At 72.3% G+C, this 18,279-nt stretch carries 16 protein-coding genes; 10 read left to right on the top strand and 6 right to left on the bottom strand.

What is annotated here, in order from left to right; genetic code table 11:
* Positions 1–6: 6 nt before the first annotated feature.
* Positions 7–1,056, top strand: coding sequence for an iron-containing redox enzyme family protein (locus IEY86_RS19085; protein ID WP_189132960.1), 1,050 nt, complete (start codon positions 7–9; stop codon positions 1,054–1,056).
* 18 nt (positions 1,057–1,074) lie between these two features.
* On the opposite strand, the gene IEY86_RS38125 is transcribed toward IEY86_RS19085, so the two are convergent.
* Positions 1,075–1,329: a CDGSH iron-sulfur domain-containing protein gene (locus IEY86_RS38125; protein WP_373287053.1), complete on the bottom strand. Its 255-nt coding sequence runs from the start codon at positions 1,327–1,329 to the stop codon at positions 1,075–1,077.
* A complete protein-coding gene (locus IEY86_RS19075; RefSeq protein WP_229698568.1) occupies positions 1,313–1,966 on the bottom strand; it encodes a HemK2/MTQ2 family protein methyltransferase in 654 nt (217 codons plus the stop codon). The genes IEY86_RS38125 and IEY86_RS19075 overlap by 17 nt, the downstream gene beginning before the upstream one ends.
* 158 nt (positions 1,967–2,124) lie before the next feature.
* Between IEY86_RS19075 and IEY86_RS19070 the strand changes: the two genes are divergently transcribed.
* Positions 2,125–4,164, top strand: coding sequence for an APC family permease (locus IEY86_RS19070; RefSeq protein ID WP_189132958.1), 2,040 nt, complete (start codon positions 2,125–2,127; stop codon positions 4,162–4,164).
* A gap of 43 nt (positions 4,165–4,207) precedes the next feature.
* Positions 4,208–5,530: a class I SAM-dependent RNA methyltransferase gene (locus IEY86_RS19065; protein WP_189132957.1), complete on the top strand. Its 1,323-nt coding sequence runs from the start codon at positions 4,208–4,210 to the stop codon at positions 5,528–5,530.
* A 2-nt stretch (positions 5,531–5,532) separates the two neighbouring features.
* On the opposite strand, the gene IEY86_RS19060 is transcribed toward IEY86_RS19065, so the two are convergent.
* Together IEY86_RS19060 and IEY86_RS19055 are read right to left on the bottom strand one after the other, a co-directional pair.
* Positions 5,533–5,946, bottom strand: a complete 414-nt coding sequence (locus IEY86_RS19060; RefSeq protein WP_189132956.1) for a DUF3052 domain-containing protein — start codon at positions 5,944–5,946, stop codon at positions 5,533–5,535.
* Positions 5,943–6,218: a winged helix-turn-helix transcriptional regulator gene (locus tag IEY86_RS19055; RefSeq protein WP_229698567.1), complete on the bottom strand. Its 276-nt coding sequence runs from the start codon at positions 6,216–6,218 to the stop codon at positions 5,943–5,945. The genes IEY86_RS19060 and IEY86_RS19055 overlap by 4 nt, the downstream gene beginning before the upstream one ends.
* A gap of 512 nt (positions 6,219–6,730) precedes the next feature.
* Here IEY86_RS19055 and IEY86_RS19050 point away from each other — a divergent pair.
* Positions 6,731–8,119, top strand: coding sequence for a serine hydrolase domain-containing protein (locus IEY86_RS19050; protein WP_189132955.1), 1,389 nt, complete (start codon positions 6,731–6,733; stop codon positions 8,117–8,119).
* A gap of 199 nt (positions 8,120–8,318) precedes the next feature.
* On the opposite strand, the gene dapD is transcribed toward IEY86_RS19050, so the two are convergent.
* Both dapD and IEY86_RS19040 read right to left on the bottom strand, forming a co-directional pair.
* Positions 8,319–9,335, bottom strand: coding sequence for a 2,3,4,5-tetrahydropyridine-2,6-dicarboxylate N-succinyltransferase (gene dapD / locus IEY86_RS19045; RefSeq protein WP_189132954.1), 1,017 nt, complete (start codon positions 9,333–9,335; stop codon positions 8,319–8,321).
* 62 nt (positions 9,336–9,397) lie between these two features.
* Positions 9,398–10,330, bottom strand: coding sequence for an MBL fold metallo-hydrolase (locus IEY86_RS19040; RefSeq protein ID WP_189132953.1), 933 nt, complete (start codon positions 10,328–10,330; stop codon positions 9,398–9,400).
* A 140-nt stretch (positions 10,331–10,470) separates the two neighbouring features.
* Between IEY86_RS19040 and IEY86_RS19035 the strand changes: the two genes are divergently transcribed.
* The 6 genes from IEY86_RS19035 (at position 10,471) to IEY86_RS19010 (ending at position 18,219) form a co-directional block, all read left to right on the top strand.
* A complete protein-coding gene (locus IEY86_RS19035) occupies positions 10,471–11,607 on the top strand; it encodes an AAA family ATPase (protein ID WP_189132952.1) in 1,137 nt (378 codons plus the stop codon).
* 85 nt (positions 11,608–11,692) lie between these two features.
* Positions 11,693–12,013, top strand: coding sequence for a nucleotide pyrophosphohydrolase (locus tag IEY86_RS19030; protein WP_189132951.1), 321 nt, complete (start codon positions 11,693–11,695; stop codon positions 12,011–12,013).
* A 233-nt stretch (positions 12,014–12,246) separates the two neighbouring features.
* On the top strand, positions 12,247–12,813 hold the full coding sequence (locus IEY86_RS19025; protein ID WP_189132950.1) for a DUF6099 family protein: 567 nt from the start codon (positions 12,247–12,249) through the stop codon (positions 12,811–12,813).
* Positions 12,814–12,831: 18 nt separating this feature from the next.
* Positions 12,832–13,758, top strand: a complete 927-nt coding sequence (locus IEY86_RS19020; RefSeq protein ID WP_189132949.1) for an LLM class F420-dependent oxidoreductase — start codon at positions 12,832–12,834, stop codon at positions 13,756–13,758.
* A 127-nt stretch (positions 13,759–13,885) separates the two neighbouring features.
* Complete coding sequence (locus tag IEY86_RS19015; protein ID WP_189132948.1) at positions 13,886–15,493, top strand: 3' terminal RNA ribose 2'-O-methyltransferase Hen1; 1,608 nt, start codon at positions 13,886–13,888, stop codon at positions 15,491–15,493.
* Positions 15,490–18,219, top strand: coding sequence for a polynucleotide kinase-phosphatase (locus IEY86_RS19010; protein ID WP_189132947.1), 2,730 nt, complete (start codon positions 15,490–15,492; stop codon positions 18,217–18,219). The genes IEY86_RS19015 and IEY86_RS19010 overlap by 4 nt, the downstream gene beginning before the upstream one ends.
* The last annotated feature ends 60 nt before the right edge of the window (positions 18,220–18,279 follow it).

The following is an 18,279-nucleotide window of genomic DNA, read 5'->3' as shown; positions in this document are numbered from 1 at the left end:
CATGTCATGACCTCCGCCACTTCCAGCGACGGCACCGCCACCGCCACCCGTGACGCGGCCGAGCCGGCCCTCCCCGGTGCCCGCGGCCCGCTGTCCGCTCACGTGATGGCCGCACTGCGGGGCGAACCCGGCTCCCTCGCCCCGCCGCCCGTGGACGTCCGCGCCGCGGACCCGCTGGGTGACGACGCGCAGCTCGCCCTGTACCTCTGCTACGAGCTGCACTACCGGGGATTCGCCGGGGTGGACGCGGAGTGGGAGTGGGACGCCGGCCTGCTGAGCCTGCGGGGCACGTGGGAGCGCGCCTTCCTGGCGGCGCTGCGTGCGGGCACCGAGCCGGGGAGCGATGCGACGGCGGCCCTGGAACCGCTCCTGGAGGAGCCGGTGGAGGGCACCGGGGTCTCGCACCACCTGCTCGGCAAGGGCGAGTGGTGGCAGATGCGCGAATACCTCGCCCTGCGTTCGGTCTACCACTTGAAGGAGGCGGACCCGCACGCCTGGGTGATCCCCCGGCTCCAGGGGCAGGCGAAGGCGTCTCTCGTCGCGGTGGAGTTCGACGAGTTCGGGGGCGGACGCGGTGAGCGCCTGCACGCCCGGCTGTTCGCGGACATGATGGCGCAGGCGGGGCTGGACCCGGCGTACGGCCGCTACCTGGACGCGGCGCCCACCCCGATGCTGGCCGTGGTCAACATGATGTCCCTGTTCGGCCTCCACCGGTCGCTGCGCGGCGCGCTGGTGGGCCACTTCGCCGCCGCCGAGACCAGTTCCTCGCCCAGCGCGTTCCGGATGGCGAAGGCGCTCCAGCGGCTGGGCGCCGGGCCGAGGGGCGCCTTCTTCTACACCGAGCACGTGGAAGCGGACGCGGTCCACGAGCAGGTCGTGCGGAACGAGGTCATGGCCGACCTCCTCGACCACGAACCGGCTCTCGCCCAGGACGTGGTGCTGGGCATCAGGGCCACGGACTTCGTGGAAGCCCGCCTGGCCGAGCACATCCTCACCAACTGGCACAAGGACCGGACCTGCCTGCGTCGGCCCCTGCCGCAGCCGGCCACATCCTGACCGGCGCCGTCCGCGCCCTCACTCCTCGTGCGCCGTGTGCCTGCGGCGGCGGTGGCTGGTGTCGCACAGGGGGTACGCCCTGCTGCGGCGACAGGTGCACACCGCCACCTGGAAGCGGTCGCAGACCACCGTGCTGCCGTCCTCCAGGACGATCTCCACCGGGCCCTCCACGAGCATCGGGCCCCCGGGCACCAGCCTGACCCTCCGGGGCTCGTCCGTTCCTCGCCGGATCTCAGGGGCGGATCCTCGCCGGTTCTCAGGGGCGGACGGCACGGATCACCACCAGTTCCTCCGTGCGCTCCCCCGGCTGGATCAGGCCGCGTGCCTCCAGCCACGACGCCCGCGCCCGCAGCACCGGGCCGAAGGGGACCCGGTGGCGGCCGACGAGCGTCCCCCGCAGCCCCGCGCCCTCCAGGCGCGCCAGGGTAGGGGCCACCCCGCACAGCCCCGAGTGGACCATCAGGAGGACCCCGCCGGGTGCCACCAGCGGCGGGGCCTGGGCACACACCCGGTCCAGCACCGCCCGGCCGTCCTGCCCCGCGTCCCAGGCCAGCGCGGGGCCCCTGCGGGGCAGCCACTCCGTCGCGCAGGGCACGTACGGCGGGTTGGTCAGGACGACGTCGAAGGACCGGCCGTGGACGGGGCGGGTGAGGTCGCCGCGAAGGACCCGGATCTCCAGGCCGCGCAGCATCGCGTTGAGGCGCGCCGCCAGCACCGCCCTGGGGCAGATGTCGACGGCGGTGACGCTCGCGGCTCCTTCACGGGCGGCCACCACCGCCAGGGCGCCGGTACCCGTGCCGATGTCGAGGACGCGCGCCCCCGGCACCCGTTCCTCGCGGCGCAGAGCCTGCGCGAGCAGGTCGGTGTCGGCCTGCGGGGAGTACACCCCGGGTGGCTTCAGCAGGAACACGGTCCACGGGTGCCCCGGGCGCGGCGGAGAAAACCGGGAAACCTCATACCTCCTCACGCCCGCCCGCCCCGATCGGACACCCATTCAGTGCTCCGGTTTGGTCAAGTGTTCGGGCAGCGAGTGTGTGTCTTCCACCTTCAGCCCTTACGATCCTCAGCGTGTCCAAACTGACCGACCTGCCGAAACGAATCCTCATCGGCCGGGCGCTTCGCAGCGACCGCCTGGGAGAGACCCTTCTCCCCAAGCGCATCGCGCTCCCCGTCTTCGCGTCCGACCCGCTGTCGTCCGTCGCCTACGCGCCGGGCGAAGTGCTGCTCGTGCTCTCCGTGGCAGGGGTCTCCGCCTACCACTACAGCCCGTGGATCGCGGTCGCCGTCGTGGTGCTCATGTTCACCGTGGTGGCGTCCTACCGGCAGAACGTCCACGCCTACCCCAGCGGCGGCGGCGACTACGAGGTGGCCACGACCAACCTCGGCCCCCGCGCCGGCCTGACCGTGGCCAGCGCCCTGCTCGTGGACTACGTGCTCACCGTCGCCGTGTCGGTCGCCTCCGGAGTGGAGAACCTCGGCTCCGCCATCGGCTTCTTCAACGAGCACAAGGTGCTCTCGGCCATCGGCATGATCGTCGTGCTGATGCTGATGAACCTGCGCGGTGTCCGCGAGTCCGGGTCGATCTTCGCGATCCCCACCTACGCCTTCGTCGCCGGAGTCATGATCATGATCGGGTGGGGCATCATCCGCCTCGCCTCGGGCGACAACATGCTCGCGCCCACCGCGCACTACGAGGTGCACCAGGAGGTCTCCGGCATCGGCGGCTTCGCCCTGGTCTTCCTCCTGCTGCGCGCGTTCTCCTCCGGATGTGCCGCCCTCACCGGCGTCGAGGCGATCAGCAACGGCGTCCCGGCCTTCCGCAAGCCGAAGTCGAAGAACGCCGCCACCACCCTGGCCCTCATGGGCGGCCTCGCCGTCACCATGTTCTGCGGCATCATCGCGCTGGCCCTGAACACCAAGGTCCGCATGTCCGACCACCCGGCGACGGACATCCTGATCGACGGGAAGCCGGCCGGACCCGGATACACCCAGGACCCGGTGATCGCCCAGGTCGCCTCGGCGGTCTTCGGGCACAACTCGATCCCGTTCATCTTCCTCGCCGCCGTCACCGCGCTGGTGCTGTTCCTCGCGGCGAACACCGCGTACAATGGCTTCCCGGTCCTCGGCTCGATCCTCGCCCAGGACCGCTACCTGCCGCGCCAGCTGCACACCCGCGGCGACCGCCTGGCGTTCAGCAACGGCATCGTCCTGCTCGCCCTGTTCGCGGCGCTGCTCGTCTACGCCTACGGCGCGGACTCCACCCGGCTGATCCAGCTGTACATCGTGGGCGTCTTCGTCTCGTTCACCCTCAGCCAGACCGGCATGGTGCGGCACTGGAACCGCCACCTCGCCCAGGAGACCGACCCGGCCAAGCGCCGCCACATGGTCCGCTCCCGGGCGATCAACGCCTTCGGCGCGTTCTTCACCGGCATGGTGCTCGTCGTCGTGCTCCTGACCAAGTTCACGCACGGCGCCTATGTGGCGGTGCTGGGCATGGTGATGTTCTACGCGATCATGACCGGCATCAGGCGTCACTACAACCGCGTCGCCGACGAGCTGGCCTCCGCCGAGGCGGCGGACGACGACGTACTGCCCTCCCGGGTCCACTCGATCGTCCTCGTCTCCAAGCTCCACAAGCCGACCCTGCGCGCCCTGGCCTACGCCAAGCTCTTCCGCTCCGACACCCTCGAGGCGATCACGGTCAATGTCGACCCGGCCGAGACCAAGGCGCTCCAGCGGGAGTGGGAGGACCGAGGCATCGACGTACCGCTGAAGATCCTGGACTCGCCCTATCGCGAGATCACCGACCCGGTCGTCGACTACGTCAAGAACCTGCGCAGGACCAGCCCCCGCGACGTCGTCTCCGTCTACATCCCCGAGTACGTCGTCGGCCACTGGTACGAGCACCTGCTGCACAACCAGAGCGCCCTGCGGCTCAAGGGCCGCCTGCTGTTCAAGCCCGGTGTGATGGTCACCTCCGTGCCCTGGCAGCTGGCCTCCTCCGAGCGGCGCAGGCAGCCCCGCGACTGGAACGCGCCGGGCTCGGTGCGCCGCGGTGAGCCCCGGGCCGACTCGGGCCCGAAGCGGCGCGCGCCCGAGCGCACGTAGACTGACACGTCTGCCGCGAGTCCGATCAAGGAGCAAGTCCCCCGTGCGAACCCACCCCCAGGACGACTCCGCCGCCTTGGCCGGCGAACGGTACGAGGTCGAGGTGGGGCCGGTCGCCCACGGCGGGCACTGCGTCGCCCGCCACGACGGCCGGGTGCTGTTCGTGCGCCACGCGCTGCCGGGGGAGCGCGTCGTAGCGCTCGTCACCGAGGGCACCGAGAGCTCCCGCTTCCTGCGTGCCGACGCGGTCGAGGTCATCGAGGCGTCCCGGGACCGGATCGAGGCCCCGTGCCCGTTCTCCGGCCCCGGCAGGTGCGGAGGCTGCGACTGGCAGCACGCGACCCCGGGCGCCCAGCGCAGGCTCAAGGCCGAGGTCATCACCGAGCAGCTCCAGCGCCTCGCCGGGCTCACCCCGGCCGAGGCCGGGTGGGACGGCAGCGTCGAGCCGCACCCCGGGGACAAGGTCCCGGCCGGGCAGGTCCCCGCGTGGCGCACCCGGGTGCAGTACACCGTGGACGACTCCGGCCGTGCGGGACTGCGCCGCCACCGCAGCCACGACGTCGAACCCGTCGACCGCTGCCTGATCGCCGCCCCCGGCATCCAGGAGCTGGGCGTGGAGTCACGGCAGTGGCCGGACACCGCCGCCGTCGAGGCCATCACGGCCACCGGGTCGAACGACCGCCAAGTGCTCATCACCCCGCGGCCCGGCGGGCGGCTGCCGCTCGTCGGACTGGACCGGCCGGTCTCGGTGCTGCGCATCGACGACCAGGGCGGTGCCCACCGCACCCATGGCCGCCCGTTCGTGCGCGAACGCGCCGCCGACCGCACCTGGCGGGTCAGCTCGGGCGGTTTCTGGCAGGTCCACCCCGCGGCCCCCGACACCCTCGTCTTCGCCGTGCTGGAGGGGCTCGCCCCCAAGCCGGGGGACACGGCGATCGACCTCTACTGCGGCGTCGGTCTCTTCGCGGGGGCGCTCGCCCAGAATGTGCGCGCCGTCCTCGGCATCGAGTCCTCCCGCCAGGCGGTCGACGACGCCCGCCACAACCTGCGGGACATGGACAACGTCCGCATCGAGCAGGGCAAGGTCGAAAAGGTCCTGCCGCGCACCGGCATCACCGAGACCGACCTGATCGTCCTGGACCCCCCTCGCGCCGGCGCCGGCAGGGAGGTCGTCTCCCATCTCTCGGGCCTGGACGCCCGCCGCATCGCCTACGTGGCGTGCGACCCGGCGGCCCTCGCCCGCGACCTGTCCTTCTTCGCGGACAAGGGCTACCGTCCCGCCTCACTGCGCGCCTTCGACTTCTTCCCGATGACGCACCACGTGGAGTGTGTGGCGATCCTTGAACCGGTCGAAGAGGGCCGCTGAGGCTACCGCGGGCGGTTCTCCCTGCGCCAGGAGAACTTCAGGCCCGACCAGTGCTCGCCGAGCGCTGCCACCTTCACATCCACCAGCCCGGTGGGCAGCAGGAGCTCCCGCAGGTCGTTCTCCGTGATGTCCGACTCATGGCCCCCCGCCCGGCGCGGCCACGCGATCCACAGCGAGGAGGCAGGCGGAAGGCAGGAGACCAGCCCGGGAGCGTCGCGCTCGAGATCGGCGTGCGTACGGAAGAACGCGACGGTCACATCCGCCGCCCGCCCCCGCTCGGTCCCATGGACCGTCACATCCGCGGGCAGCTCGGGAATGCGCCAGTCCTGCGGCCGGTGCACGAGCACCACCTCATGGCCCGCCTTGATGCCGAGCTTCTTGGCGAGCGGCGTCGCCGAGTATCCGGCCGACGTCATCGGGGCAGCGCGCCTTCCGGATCACCGCTGCGGTGAGGCGCCGTCCCGGCCGCACGGCGCTCGTGGGCCTCACGAGCCTGGGCCATCTCCGCGGGACGCTCACGCGCCCGATCGCGGGCGGCCGCCAAAGGGTTGGGAAGCGAGCGCCCGAGGGCGGTCGGCTCGTACTCCGCCCGCGGCGGACTCTCCTCGGACGCGGTCCGGATCACCGGCCCGTCGCGCTCCATCGCCCGCAAGGCCTCGGTGAGCACAGGACTGAGCGGTTCGGTCACACCGCCGACGATAACCCAGCCCACCGACAGCGCTCCGATTCCCCGGAGCGGGCGCCCGACACCGTTGAAGCAACCGGTGAAGTGACCGGCACCCCCGTGGCCACCGTCCGGGCACACGTGGCCGAGCTCGACGTGAGCGAGCTCGCCGTGACCAAGTCCGACCAAGTCCGACCAAGTCCGACGTGAACCAAGTCCGACGTGACCGAGCTCGGCGTGCTCACCGCTTCGGGGCCGGCGTTGACCGGCCGGCCGTAGTCCCTCCGATGGAATCCGATGGAACTGATGCGGCGGGCCCCGCGTACCGGCCGCTACCGGACCGGGGGTACGACGCTCCTCGCCCACGCCGAGGGCGTGGGCCGTATCCCGCACGCTGACCTGGCCACCGCCCTCCTCGACGAGATCGACACTCCGACCCATCACCGCACTCTGCTGTCCGTGGCCCGGCGAGCTCGCCAAGGCCCCGTGGGCTCGCCGTCGCCGGGCGCCGTCCGCGGCTGCCATGATCGGGGGCCATGGAAGAGCTCTTGCCCGAGACCCGCCGAGCCCTGCTGCACAGGATCGCCACCGTTCAGGCCGAGGGGCGCGCCCCCGCACTGGTCGGAGCCGTCGTCCGCGACGGACGTCCCGTCTGGCTGGACGCCCGGGGAACGGTCCACGGGCAGCGGCCGACCGGGGACACGCAGTTCCGCATCGGATCACTGACGAAGACCTTCGTCGCCGTGATGGTGATGCGGCTGCGTGACGAAGGACTGGTGGACCTCGCCGAGCCCGTCGTGAGGTATCTGCCCGACACCGGCGCAAAGCTGAGGGACGGAGTGGGCCGGGCGACCGCGCACCAACTGCTCTCCCACACCTCGGGGCTCGCGGCCGAAGCGCCGGGGCCCTGGTGGGAGCGCACCCCGGGGGAGCTGCGGCCCCGGCTGGAGGACGTCGTCCCCGAAGGCCCGGCGCCCCACCCTGCGGGACGGCGGTTCCACTACTCCAACCCGGGTTACGCCCTGCTGGGAGCGCTCGTGGAACACGTACGCGGCGAGGACTGGGCCGGCGTGCTGCGCCGCGAGGTCCTGGAACCGCTCGGGATGCGGCGGACCTCGCTCAAGCCCCGGCCCCCGCACGCCGAGGGGTGGGCCGTTCACCCATGGGCGGACGTCCTGCTGGCCGAGGCCGTGCAGGAGACGGGTCGGATGGCCCCGGCGGGGCAGCTGTGGTCCACGGCCGAGGATCTGAGCCGATGGGCCGCCTTCCTCGCCGCCGGGCACCCGGATGTGCTGTCCGCCGACACGGTGGCGCGGATGCGGGAACCCGCCGCCCCGTCCGACCCCGGCACCCCGGCCTCCGGGTACGGCCTCGGTCTGCAGACCACCTGCGTGGACGGGCGGCAGCTCGTGGGGCACAGCGGCTCCATGCCCGGATTCGTGGCGACGCTGTGGCTGAGCACGGCGGACGGGCTCGCCGGGATCGCGCTGGCGAATGCGACGTCGGGGCTCGCGGCCGCGGCGCTCGCCGCCGACCTGGTGGCCGTCGTCGCCGAACGCGAGCCGCGCATCCCCGAGGAGTGGCGGCCGCTGGAGGACGTGGACACCCGGCTGCTGGACCTGACCGGTCCCTGGTACTGGGGCGCGAGCCCATTCGTCCTGCGGCTCAAGGCCGACCGCAGCCTCGAGCTGCAACCCATGGACGGCAAGGGACGCGGTTCGCGCTTCCGCGCCGAGCCGGACGGCACCTGGACCGGGCTCGACGGCTACTACGCGGGGGAGGTGCTGCGGGTGGTCCAAAGCCCCGACGGCCGGGTCGGCCACCTCGACCTGGGCACCTTCGTCTTCACCCGCAAGCCGTACGCTCCCGCGGCGCCGGTGCCCGGCGGCGTCGACCCCCGGGGGTGGCGCGGGGCGTCGCACTGAGCGAGGGGCGCGAGGCCGCCGCCGAAGGATGGCGGTCGGCGCGCGGTCGGCGCGGGCACCGCCATCGCCGCTTTTTCGCGGGCACCGCGATCGGCGCCGTTGGCGGCGCACCGCGGTCTTCCCGGTCCGCAACGACGACCGGCCCCGCCACCCGCACGCGGCGGGGGCGGGGCCGGAGCGGTCGTGCCGACTCGTTGGCTCAGTTGTGGCTGTGCAGGTCCGCGTTCAGGCCGCCCCAGGAGCCCGAGCGGGTCAGGACCTCGACCGTGCCGGACTGGGAGTTGCGGCGGAAGAGCAGGTTGGACTGGCCGGACAGCTCGGCCGCCTTGGCCACCTTGCCGTCCGGGGTGGTCACCCGGGTGCCCGCGGTGACGTAGAGGCCCGCCTCCACGATGCAGTCGTCACCCAGCGAGATGCCGATGCCGGACTCGGCGCCGAGCAGGCAGCGCTCGCCGACCGAGACGATCGCCTTGCCGCCGCCCGAGAGGGTGCCCATGATCGAGGCGCCGCCGCCCACGTCGGAGCCGTCGCCGATCACGACGCCCTGGCTGATGCGGCCCTCGACCATGGAGGTGCCGAGGGTGCCCGCGTTGAAGTTGCAGAAGCCCTCGTGCATGACCGTGGTGCCGGAAGCCAGATGGGCACCCAGACGGACCCGGTCGGCGTCCGCGATCCGTACACCGGAGGGTGCCACGTAGTCCGTCATGCGCGGGAACTTGTCCACGCCGTACACCGACAGGTGCAGTCCCTCGGCGCGGGCGAGCAGGCGGGCCTGCTCGAGCCGGTCGACCGGGCACGGTCCGATGCTCGTCCAGGCCACATTGGCCAGGAGGCCGAACAGCCCCTCCAGGCTCTGGCCGTTCGGCCGCACCAGGCGGTGGCTGAGCAGATGCAGTCGCAGGTAGGCGTCGTGCGCGTCCAGCGGCTTGTCGTCGAGGGAGGAGATGACGGTGCGGACCGCCACGATCTCGACGTCACGGCGCGGGTCCTTGCGCAGCGCGCGGGAGGCGGCCTCGCCGAGCTCCGAGGCGGCTTCCTCGGCCGTCAGGCGGACAGTGCCGGCCGGCCCCGGCTGTTCGACCAGGGACGGAGCGGGGAACCAGGTGTCGAGAACGGTGCCGTCGGCTGCCACGGTGGCGAGACCGGAAGCGCTGGCACCTGCCTTGCGGGGGGCGGTGTTGTCAGTGGTCACACCCCGCACGCTAGTCAATGGCATGCCGGGATGCCGAACCGGGCCACCCCTGGCCCGCCCCACCCTCGCGGGCTCAGCAACGCGGATCAGGCGCGGCAGGGGATGTCGCCGCCCGAGAACGCCGCCATGTCCGTGATCGCCGCGATGTAGTCGATGGGCGCGCCCGGGGGCAGCCCGTCGAGCTCGGCGTAGGCGCGGTGGAGATTGCCCACGAGCCTCTCCCGCTCCCCCAGGGCGGCGAACTCCCCGAGGTCGGTCTCCAGGGCCACATCCAGCGGAGCGCGCCCCCGGGCGTGGCCTCGGGCCGCCAGCTCCGTGACGAACCGCAGATAGCGTTCGCACGTGTCGTACACCTCCGGTCCGCACAGCGGGCCGTGGCCGGGAACGACGGTCGTGGCACCGAGCTCGCGCAGCTGGTCCAGTGCCCGCAGCGAGCCCTCGACCGTCCCCATCAGGACGAACGGCGTTCCACCGGAGAAGACCAGGTCCCCGGTGAAGACGACGCGGTGCTCGGGGATCCAGACGATGGAGTCGCCCGTGGTGTGCGCCTCGCCCGGGTGGATCAGCTCGACCTCGGTCTCGCCCGCGTGCAGGACGAGCCGGTCGGTGTACGTGACGGTGGGCGGGCTGACCCGTACATCGCCCCAGGTGACATTCGGCCACAGGCCGGGCAGGTCCAGGCCGGCCGCGATCACCTCGCGGCGGCAGCCCGCGTGCCCGACGACGGTCGCCTCGGGAGTGAAGACGCAGTTACCGTACGTGTGGTCGCCGTGGTAGTGGGTGTTGATCACGAGGCGGGGCGCCGGAGCCCCGGCGGCCGCGACGGTGTCACGCAGGTGCTCCGCACGGGCGACGGTGGCGGCGGTGTCGATGAGGATCGTGGCGCCGGAGCCGGTGACGAAACCCGCGTTGTTCAGGCACCAGCCGCCGTCCGGCTGCACAAAGGCGTGGACGCCGGGGGCGACCTCTGTTGTGTAGGGGGCCGCGGGGGCCTTGCCCGCAGTGGTCGCGGATTCCATCGTGCGTCTCTCCTCATTTCCCTGCGTTCCCGCGCGAGCGGATGAATGGCCTCGGAGCCGGATCTCAGCATTCCCCGGTACGGGCGAACTACCGCGTGACGTAACGCTTCGGCTGAAATTCGTGCGCTTGGCTGCCGAACATGAATGGGGAGTGCGCGCGTCCTGCGGTCACCGAGTTGCGGTTGTCGTCCTTCAAGTCCTTCCGAGGGGCACGGCTGCGCCTGGGGCCTTTGACGGTGCTCGCCGGTGGGGCGGGTGCGGGCAAGTCCAACGCGCTCGAAGCACTCGCCGTACTGGGGCAGTTGGCGAACGGTGAGACGGTATCGGACGCGTTGCGCGGGGTGCGCGGAGGGGCCGCGGCGTGCGTACCGCTGGGCGTCGGGGCGGACGTGCAGGGGCGGCGGGGGATCCGGATCGGCTGCACGGTCGACGGCAGGCTGGGCCCCGTGCGGCTGGAGTTGGCCGTCCAGGTCGAACCGGAGCTGAGAATCGTCGGAGAACGGATGACCGGAGCGGGGGAGGTGCTGCTGGAGACGGCGCTGCGGGACCCCCGACGCCGGTCGGTCCAGGCGGCCTGGCACACGGCCGGTCTGGTCCCCGTCACCAGGGCGCCCCTGCCGGACGACCGGCTGGCCTCGGCACTGCTGCCGCTGCGGGTGGCCGGGAAGACGCAGGGGCAGCGGCTGGTGCTGGACGCGGCGGAGCAACTGGTGGTGGGCCTGCGCGGGGTCTTCGGCGTCGATCCGGCGCCGGGCGCGATGCGCGGCTGGGTGGCCGCCCGCGACGGGCTTCTGCACCCGAGCGCGCGCAATGTCTCCGCGGTCGTGGGCCGTACCGAGAACGAGTGCCGGATCCGCCACGGTCTGCTGGGCGACGCCATGAGGGCGCTGTGCCCTTACCCGGTCGAGCGGGTGACGGCGGTGCGCGGTGAGTCGGGGAACGTCATGGCGGCCGTGGACCGGGGACGGCTGGGACTGATGCCCGTGGAACTGATGGGTGAGGGTGAGCTGAGAGCGCTGGCCTTCGCGCTGGTCCTGCTGACCGGGCCGGGAATCCTGGCGATGGACGTGGCCGAGGTCCCGGACGCGCTGCAACTGCTGACGGTGCTCGCCCACGACGTGGACCGGGGCCTGGACCGCCGCCAGGTGCGTGAACTCCTCGCACTCGCCGGGCGGATGTGCGAGCGCGGCCATGTGCGGGTGGTGGCGACCGCGCACGCGGGGACTTGGGTGGAGGACCTGCCGGGGGTGACGCTCGCCTCCCTGCCACTGGGGTAGTGCACGCGGTCCCCGCGGTTCCCCGCGGTTCCCCGCGGTTCCCCGCGGTCGCCGCGGTCCGCGGTCCCTGCGGTAGACAGGTGCGGTGAGCGAAGATCTGAACCACTTGCGGCAACGGCTGGCCGAATTCGCGGATGCCCGCGACTGGCAGCCCTACCACACACCGAAGAACCTGGCCTCGGCTCTGAGCGTGGAGGCGTCCGAGCTGCTGGAGATCTTCCAGTGGCTCACTCCGGAGGAGTCCGCGCGGGTCATGGAGTCGCCGGAGTCGGCCCGGCGGGTGGAGGACGAGGTCGCTGATGTCCTGGCGTATCTGCTCCAGTTCTGCGAGGTGCTGGGAGTCGATCCGCTGAAGGCGCTGACCGCGAAGATCGAGCGGAACGAAAGGCGCTTCCCGACGCCGTGACGGCAGCGCCACGCTGAACTCCCACCCGTTCGAGTGATGGTTCTTTCCCCAGGTGGGGAGTTGTCCACAGATCCGCGGGCGAGGCTTTTTCGTCGCGTCCGGATCCGTCAGTGTTGGCACCGGCGGGAAACGCCGGAGAGCAATCGCCGGAGGGCAGTTGCTCCGACAGCAGTTGCTGGAGGGCGGTTGCCGGAGAGCAGTTGCCGGAGAAGGACACGGGGGAAGGAAAGCCCATGGACGCATTGAGGCTTGTGGAGGCGGGCCGGCACGCGCTGGCGCAGGCGCGCGGTGTGCAGGACGTCGTCGCCGAGGCATGGCAGGCGCAGGCCCTGGTGGAGGCGGTCGGAAGCCATCTGGCCGTGCACGGGCGGATCGGCACACAGGCGGCGGCGTTCGCGCTGTCCGAGGCGGGCAGCAAGGCATGCGGCTCGCTGCACCACCCGGGCACCGGGGTGGGCAGAGTCAGGGCGCTGGGGCTCACGGGGGTGAAGGATCCCCCCGCCGTACTGCGGGCGCTGCGCGCGCTCCTGGACGAGGCCGGGGTGGCACTGGTCGGTGTCGCCTGCTCGGTGGAGGACGAGCCGGTGTACTGGCAGTGCATCGACGCGGTGGACGCGGCGGACGACTCCAAGGACCGGCTGGCCGACCTGCTCCGGCTGCTGGGCGACCCCGGTGTGCCGGGGGAGGAGTCGGCGGCCGAGGACGGTGGCTCGCGAAGCGGTGCGGAGGCTGCGGACGGCGCGCGACCTCGTGTGGAGACCGGCGGCGCGCGGACCCGTGTGGATGGAGTGCTCGGATGACGGGGCAGGATGGGAGGCATGGACCTTCGAATCTTCACCGAGCCCCAGCAGGGCGCTTCCTACGACACCCTTCTCGCCGTGGCCAAGGCGACCGAATCCCTGGGATTCGATGCCTTCTTCCGCTCGGACCACTATCTGCGGATGGGCGCCGCGGACGGGCTCCCCGGCCCGACGGACGCCTGGATCACCCTGGCCGGGCTCGCCCGGGAGACCGAGCGGATCAAGCTGGGCACGCTGATGACCGCGGGCACCTTCCGCCTCCCCGGAGTGCTGGCCATCACCGTGGCGCAGGCGGACCAGATGTCGGGCGGCCGCGTCGAGCTGGGAATTGGAGCGGGGTGGTACGAGGAGGAGCACACCGCATACGGGATCCCCTTCCCCAAGGCGAAGTTCGGACGGCTGGAGGAACAGCTCGCGATCGTGACGGGGCTGTGGCGCACCCCCGTCGGCGAGACCTTCGACTTCGACGGGAAGTACTACCACCTCAAGGACTCACCCGCCCTGCCGAAGCCTGTCCAGGGCACGGTGCCGGTGATCATCGGAGGGCACGGGGCGAGGCGCACCCCGGAGCTGGCGGCGCGGTACGCCGACGAGTTCAACATCCCCTTCGCCTCGCTGGAGGACACCAAGCGGCAGTTCTCCCGTGTCCGGGCGGCCGTCCAGGAGCGGGGCCGCGGCCCCGAGGAACTGGTGTACTCCAACGCGCTGGTGGCCTGCGTGGGCAGGGACGACGCCGAGGTGGCCCGCCGGGCGGCGGCGATCGGCCGGGATGCCGCCGAGCTGCGGGAGAACGGGCTGGCCGGATCTCCCGCCGAGGTGGTGGACAAGATCGGGCGGTATGCCGAGGCCGGTGCGAGCCGCTTCTATCTCCAGATCCTCGACCTCGACGACCTGGACCACCTGGAGCTGATCTCGCAGGAGGTCCAGTCACAGCTGGACCGGTGAATTCCCGGATACTCGAGGGGTTCTGAGGCTCGCCGCCGCCGGGCGGGCGACGGGAGACCGGCGTCCGGAAACGGAACGGAGGGAAAATCGCTGGGGCGCCGACCTGTCGGCGGCGATACTCGATCATGTGTTTCTGACTATAAGCACAACGGGTGATGAGAGCAGTCCGGCCACCGACCTGGGATTCGTGCTGCACAAGCATCCGGAGAAGGCGCAGCGGTTCTCCACGTCCTACGGCGAGGCGTATGTCTTCTACCCGGAGGCGTCGCGGCGGCGGTGCACGGCGGCCCTGTTGCTGGACGTCGATCCCGTCGCCCTGGTGCGCAGGGGGAAGGGCAAGGGCCGCGGCGGTGCTCCCGACTCGGCGCTCGCCCAGTACGTCAACGACCGCCCCTACGCCGCCTCGTCGCTCCTCGCGGTGGCACTGCGGACCGTGTTCGCCAGCGCTCTCAAGGGGCGGTGCGAGGCCCGTCCCGAACTCGCCGAGCGTGCCCTGCCGCTGAGCATCGAGGTGCCCGCGCTGCCCGCCAAGGGCGGGGTGGAGCTGGCCCGTCGGCTCTTCGAGCCCCTGGGCTGGGCCGTCGAGGCCGAACCCGTGGTGCTGGACGAGCGGTTCCCCGAGTGGGGCCCGTCGCGCTATGTGCGGCTGGTGCTCAGCGGGCGGGCCAGGGTCGCCGACGCCCTGCGCCATCTGTATGTGCTCCTGCCGGTGCTCGACGACGCCAAGCACTACTGGGTCGCGGAGGACGAGGTGGACAAACTGCTGCGCGCGGGCGAGGGGTGGCTCGACGAGCACCCGGAGCAGGCGCTGATCACCCGCCGGTATCTGGCCCGCCGGTGGGCGCTGACCCGGCAGGCGATGGAGCGCCTCGAGCTGGCCCGGCTCGCCGAGGCGGACGACACGGAGGCGGACGATCTCGACAACGCCGTGGACGAGGCGGCCGACACGGAGGAGAAGCCGGTCCCGCTGGCGCAGCGCAGGCGCGAGGCCATCCTCGACGCCCTGCGCGACGCCGGGGCCGGAAGGGTGCTCGACCTCGGCTGCGGGCAGGGGCAGCTGGTCGGAGCGATGCTGAAGGAGAGCCGGTTCAGCGAGGTCGTCGGAGTGGATGTGTCCGTGCGGGCGCTGAAGGAGGCGTCGCGCAGGCTGCGCCTGGACCGTTTGCCGGAGCGGCAGGCGGCACGGGTGCGGCTGATCCAGGGCTCGCTCGCCTACACCGACACCCGGCTGAAGGGGTACGACGCCGCGGTGCTCAGCGAGGTCATCGAGCATGTCGACCTGCCGAGGCTGCCGGCGCTGGAGTACGCGGTGTTCAAGGCCGCCCGTCCGGGGACGGTCGTGGTCACGACGCCCAACGCCGAGTACAACGTGCGCTGGGAGTCCCTGCCCGCGGGGCACGTGCGGCACGCGGACCACCGGTTCGAGTGGGACCGCGAGCAGTTCGGGGCCTGGGCCAGGCGCGTGGGGCGGCGCTACGGCTACGGCGTCGAGCTGCGTCCCGTGGGCCCGGACGACCCCGAGGTAGGACCGCCCACGCAGATGGCCCTGTTCACCCGTACCGCGGCGGATGGGACCACCCGGCCCGCCTCCGACGCGTCCACGACAGCACCGTCCGCGACCGCACCACCCACGACCGCACCCTCCGCGACCGCACCGTCCAGCACCGTCACCACCACCCCCGTCACCACCACCCCCGTCACCCCCGTCACCAAGAGAGAGGAGGGCACACGATGACGAGCGACCGCACCGCCCTCGGCGTGCCCGACCTGTCCCTCGTGGTCCTCGTCGGCACCACCGGATCCGGCAAGTCCACCTTCGCGCTGCGCCACTTCGCGCCCACCGAGGTCCTGTCCTCGGACTTCTTCCGCGCACTGGTCGCGGACGACGAGAACGACCAGTCGGCGACGCCGGACGCCTTCGAGGTCCTGCACTACGTAGCGGGCAAGAGGCTCGCCGCGGGGCGGCTGACCGTCGTGGACGCGACCAATGTCCAGGCGGAGTCCCGTCGGCGGCTCGTGGCGCTGGCCCGTGAGTACGACGTGCTGCCCGTGGCCATCGTGCTCGACATCCCGGAGAAGGTGTGCGCGCAGCGCAATGCCGGGCGCCCCGACCGCGCGGACCTGCCCGGGCATGTGCTGCCGCGCCAGCGACGCGAGCTGCGCCGCTCGATCGCCTCGCTCCAGCGCGAGGGCTTTCGTAAGGTCCACCTCCTGCGGAGCGTGGAGCAGGTCGAGGCCGCCGAGATCGTGCTGGAGAAGCGGTACAACGACCTTCGGCACCTCACCGGCCCCTTCGACATCGTGGGTGACATCCACGGCTGCCGGGAGGAGCTGGAGGCGCTTCTCGCCCGCCTCGGCTACGAGTTCACCCGGGACGCGCGACGGCGGGCGGTCGGCGCCCGGCACCCCGGCGGACGCACCGCCGTGTTCGTCGGGGACCTGGTGGACCGGGGGCCGGACAGCCCAGGAGTCCTGCGCCTGGTGATGGGCATGGTGGCCGAGGGGCACGCGCTCTGTGTTCCGGGCAACCACGAGAACAAGCTCGGCCGCTACCTCAAGGGCCGCAAGGTCCAGCACACGCACGGTCTCGCCGAGACCGTCGAGCAGCTCGCCGTCGAGAGCGAGGGTTTCCGGGCGGAGGTGGCCGAGTTCATCGAGTCGCTGGTGAGCCACTACGTGCTCGACGGCGGCAGGCTGGTGGTCTGCCACGCCGGTCTGCCGGAGAAGTACCACGGCCGCACCTCCGGCAGGGTGCGCTCGTTCGCCCTGTACGGGGACACCACCGGTGAGACCGACGAGTACGGCTTGCCCGTGCGCTACCCGTGGGCCGAGGACTACCGGGGGCGGGCCGCGGTGGTCTACGGCCACACGCCGGTGCCGAGCACGTCCTGGATCAACAACACCATCTGCCTCGACACCGGGTGCGTCTTCGGGGGGCGGATGACGGCCCTTCGCTGGCCGGAGCGTGAGCTGGTCGACGTGCCCGCGCGCAAGGTCTGGTACGAGCCGGTACGGCCGCTGGTGCCGGACGCGCCCGGGGGAAGCGAAGGGCGCCCCCTCGACCTGGGCGATGTGACCGGGCGGCGCGTGGTCGAGACGTCGCGGCACGGCCGCGTTGCCGTGCGGGAGGAGAACGCCGCCGCGGCGCTGGAGGTGATGAGCCGCTTCGCCGTGGACCCGCGGTGGCTGGTGTACCTCCCGCCGACCATGGCGCCGTGCGCCACCTCGCGGGAGGACGGCTTCCTGGAGTACCCGGACGAGGCGTTCGAGGCCTTCCGGGCCGAGGGCGTGGCCAGGGTGGTGTGCGAGGAGAAGCACATGGGCTCGCGGGCCGTTGTGCTCGTGTGCCGGGACGCGGAGACGGCACGGGAGCGCTTCGGGGTCCTGGACGGTACGACCGGCGCGGTGTACACGCGCACCGGCCGACCGTTCTTCGACGACGCGGAGGTCACCGAGGAGGTTCTGGCGCGCCTTCGCCGGGCGGTCGACGGAGCCGGCCTCTGGGGAGAGCTCGCCGACCGGGCTCCGGGCTCCCCGGGTAGGGGCGCCCCGGCCGCCGGCTCCGCCCCGGCCGCCGGCTCCGCCCCGGCCGCCGGCTCCGCCCCGGCCGCCGGCTCCGCCCCGGCCGCCGGCTCCGCCCCGGCCGTGCCCGCCCCCGGCGGCTGGCTCCTGCTCGACGCCGAGTTGCTGCCGTGGTCGCTCAAGGCGTCCGGGTTGCTGCGCAAGCAGTACGCGGCCGTGGGGGCGGCGGCGCGGGCGGTCTTCCCGGCAGCGCTGTCCGCCCTGGAGGCTGCCGCGGAGCGCGGAGTCGAGGTCGCGGGACTGCTGGAGCGGCAGCGTGAGCGGGAGGCGGACGCGTCGGCGTTCCGGGATGCCTACCGGCGCTACTGCTGGACGGTCGACGGGCTGGACGGGGTGCGCCTGGCACCGTTCCAGCTCCTGGCGGCCCCCGGGCGCAGTCTGGCGCTCGGCCCCCATGACGAGCAGCTGGCCTGGATCGACCGGCTGGTGGAGGCCGACCGGGCCGCCGCGCACACCGACGGCAGACCGCCTCTGCTCATGCGCACGGCGCGGTTGCCGGTGGACACCGGCGACCCCGCCTCCACGGCGGCCGGGACGAAGTGGTGGCTCGACCTGACCACCGCGGGCGGTGAGGGCATGGTGGTCAAGCCCCTCCAGGGGTTCGCCCGTGGTGAGCGGGGAATAGTGCAGCCGGGGATCAAATGCCGTGGCAGGGAGTATCTCAGGATCATCTACGGTCCCGAGTACACCCGGCCCGAGCACCTGGCACGGCTGCGGTCCCGCTCGCTCGGCCACAAGCGCTCGCTTGCCCTGCGCGAGTACGCACTCGGCCTCGAGGCCCTGGACAGACTGGCGGCGGGCGAGCCACTGTGGCGGGTCCACGAGGCGGTGTTCGCCGTGCTCGCACTCGAATCCGAGCCGGTCGATCCCCGCTTGTGACAGGGTCCAGTCGGGCGGCGGCCCCGGCCGCCGCCCGGGACACGTGTCCTGATCGTCTCC

The organism is Wenjunlia tyrosinilytica (assembly GCF_014646055.1).
GTDB lineage: Bacteria > Actinomycetota > Actinomycetes > Streptomycetales > Streptomycetaceae > Wenjunlia > Wenjunlia tyrosinilytica.
The sequence above is the reverse complement of the archived record's forward strand: the minus strand, read 5'-3'. Positions and strand labels throughout refer to the sequence as shown.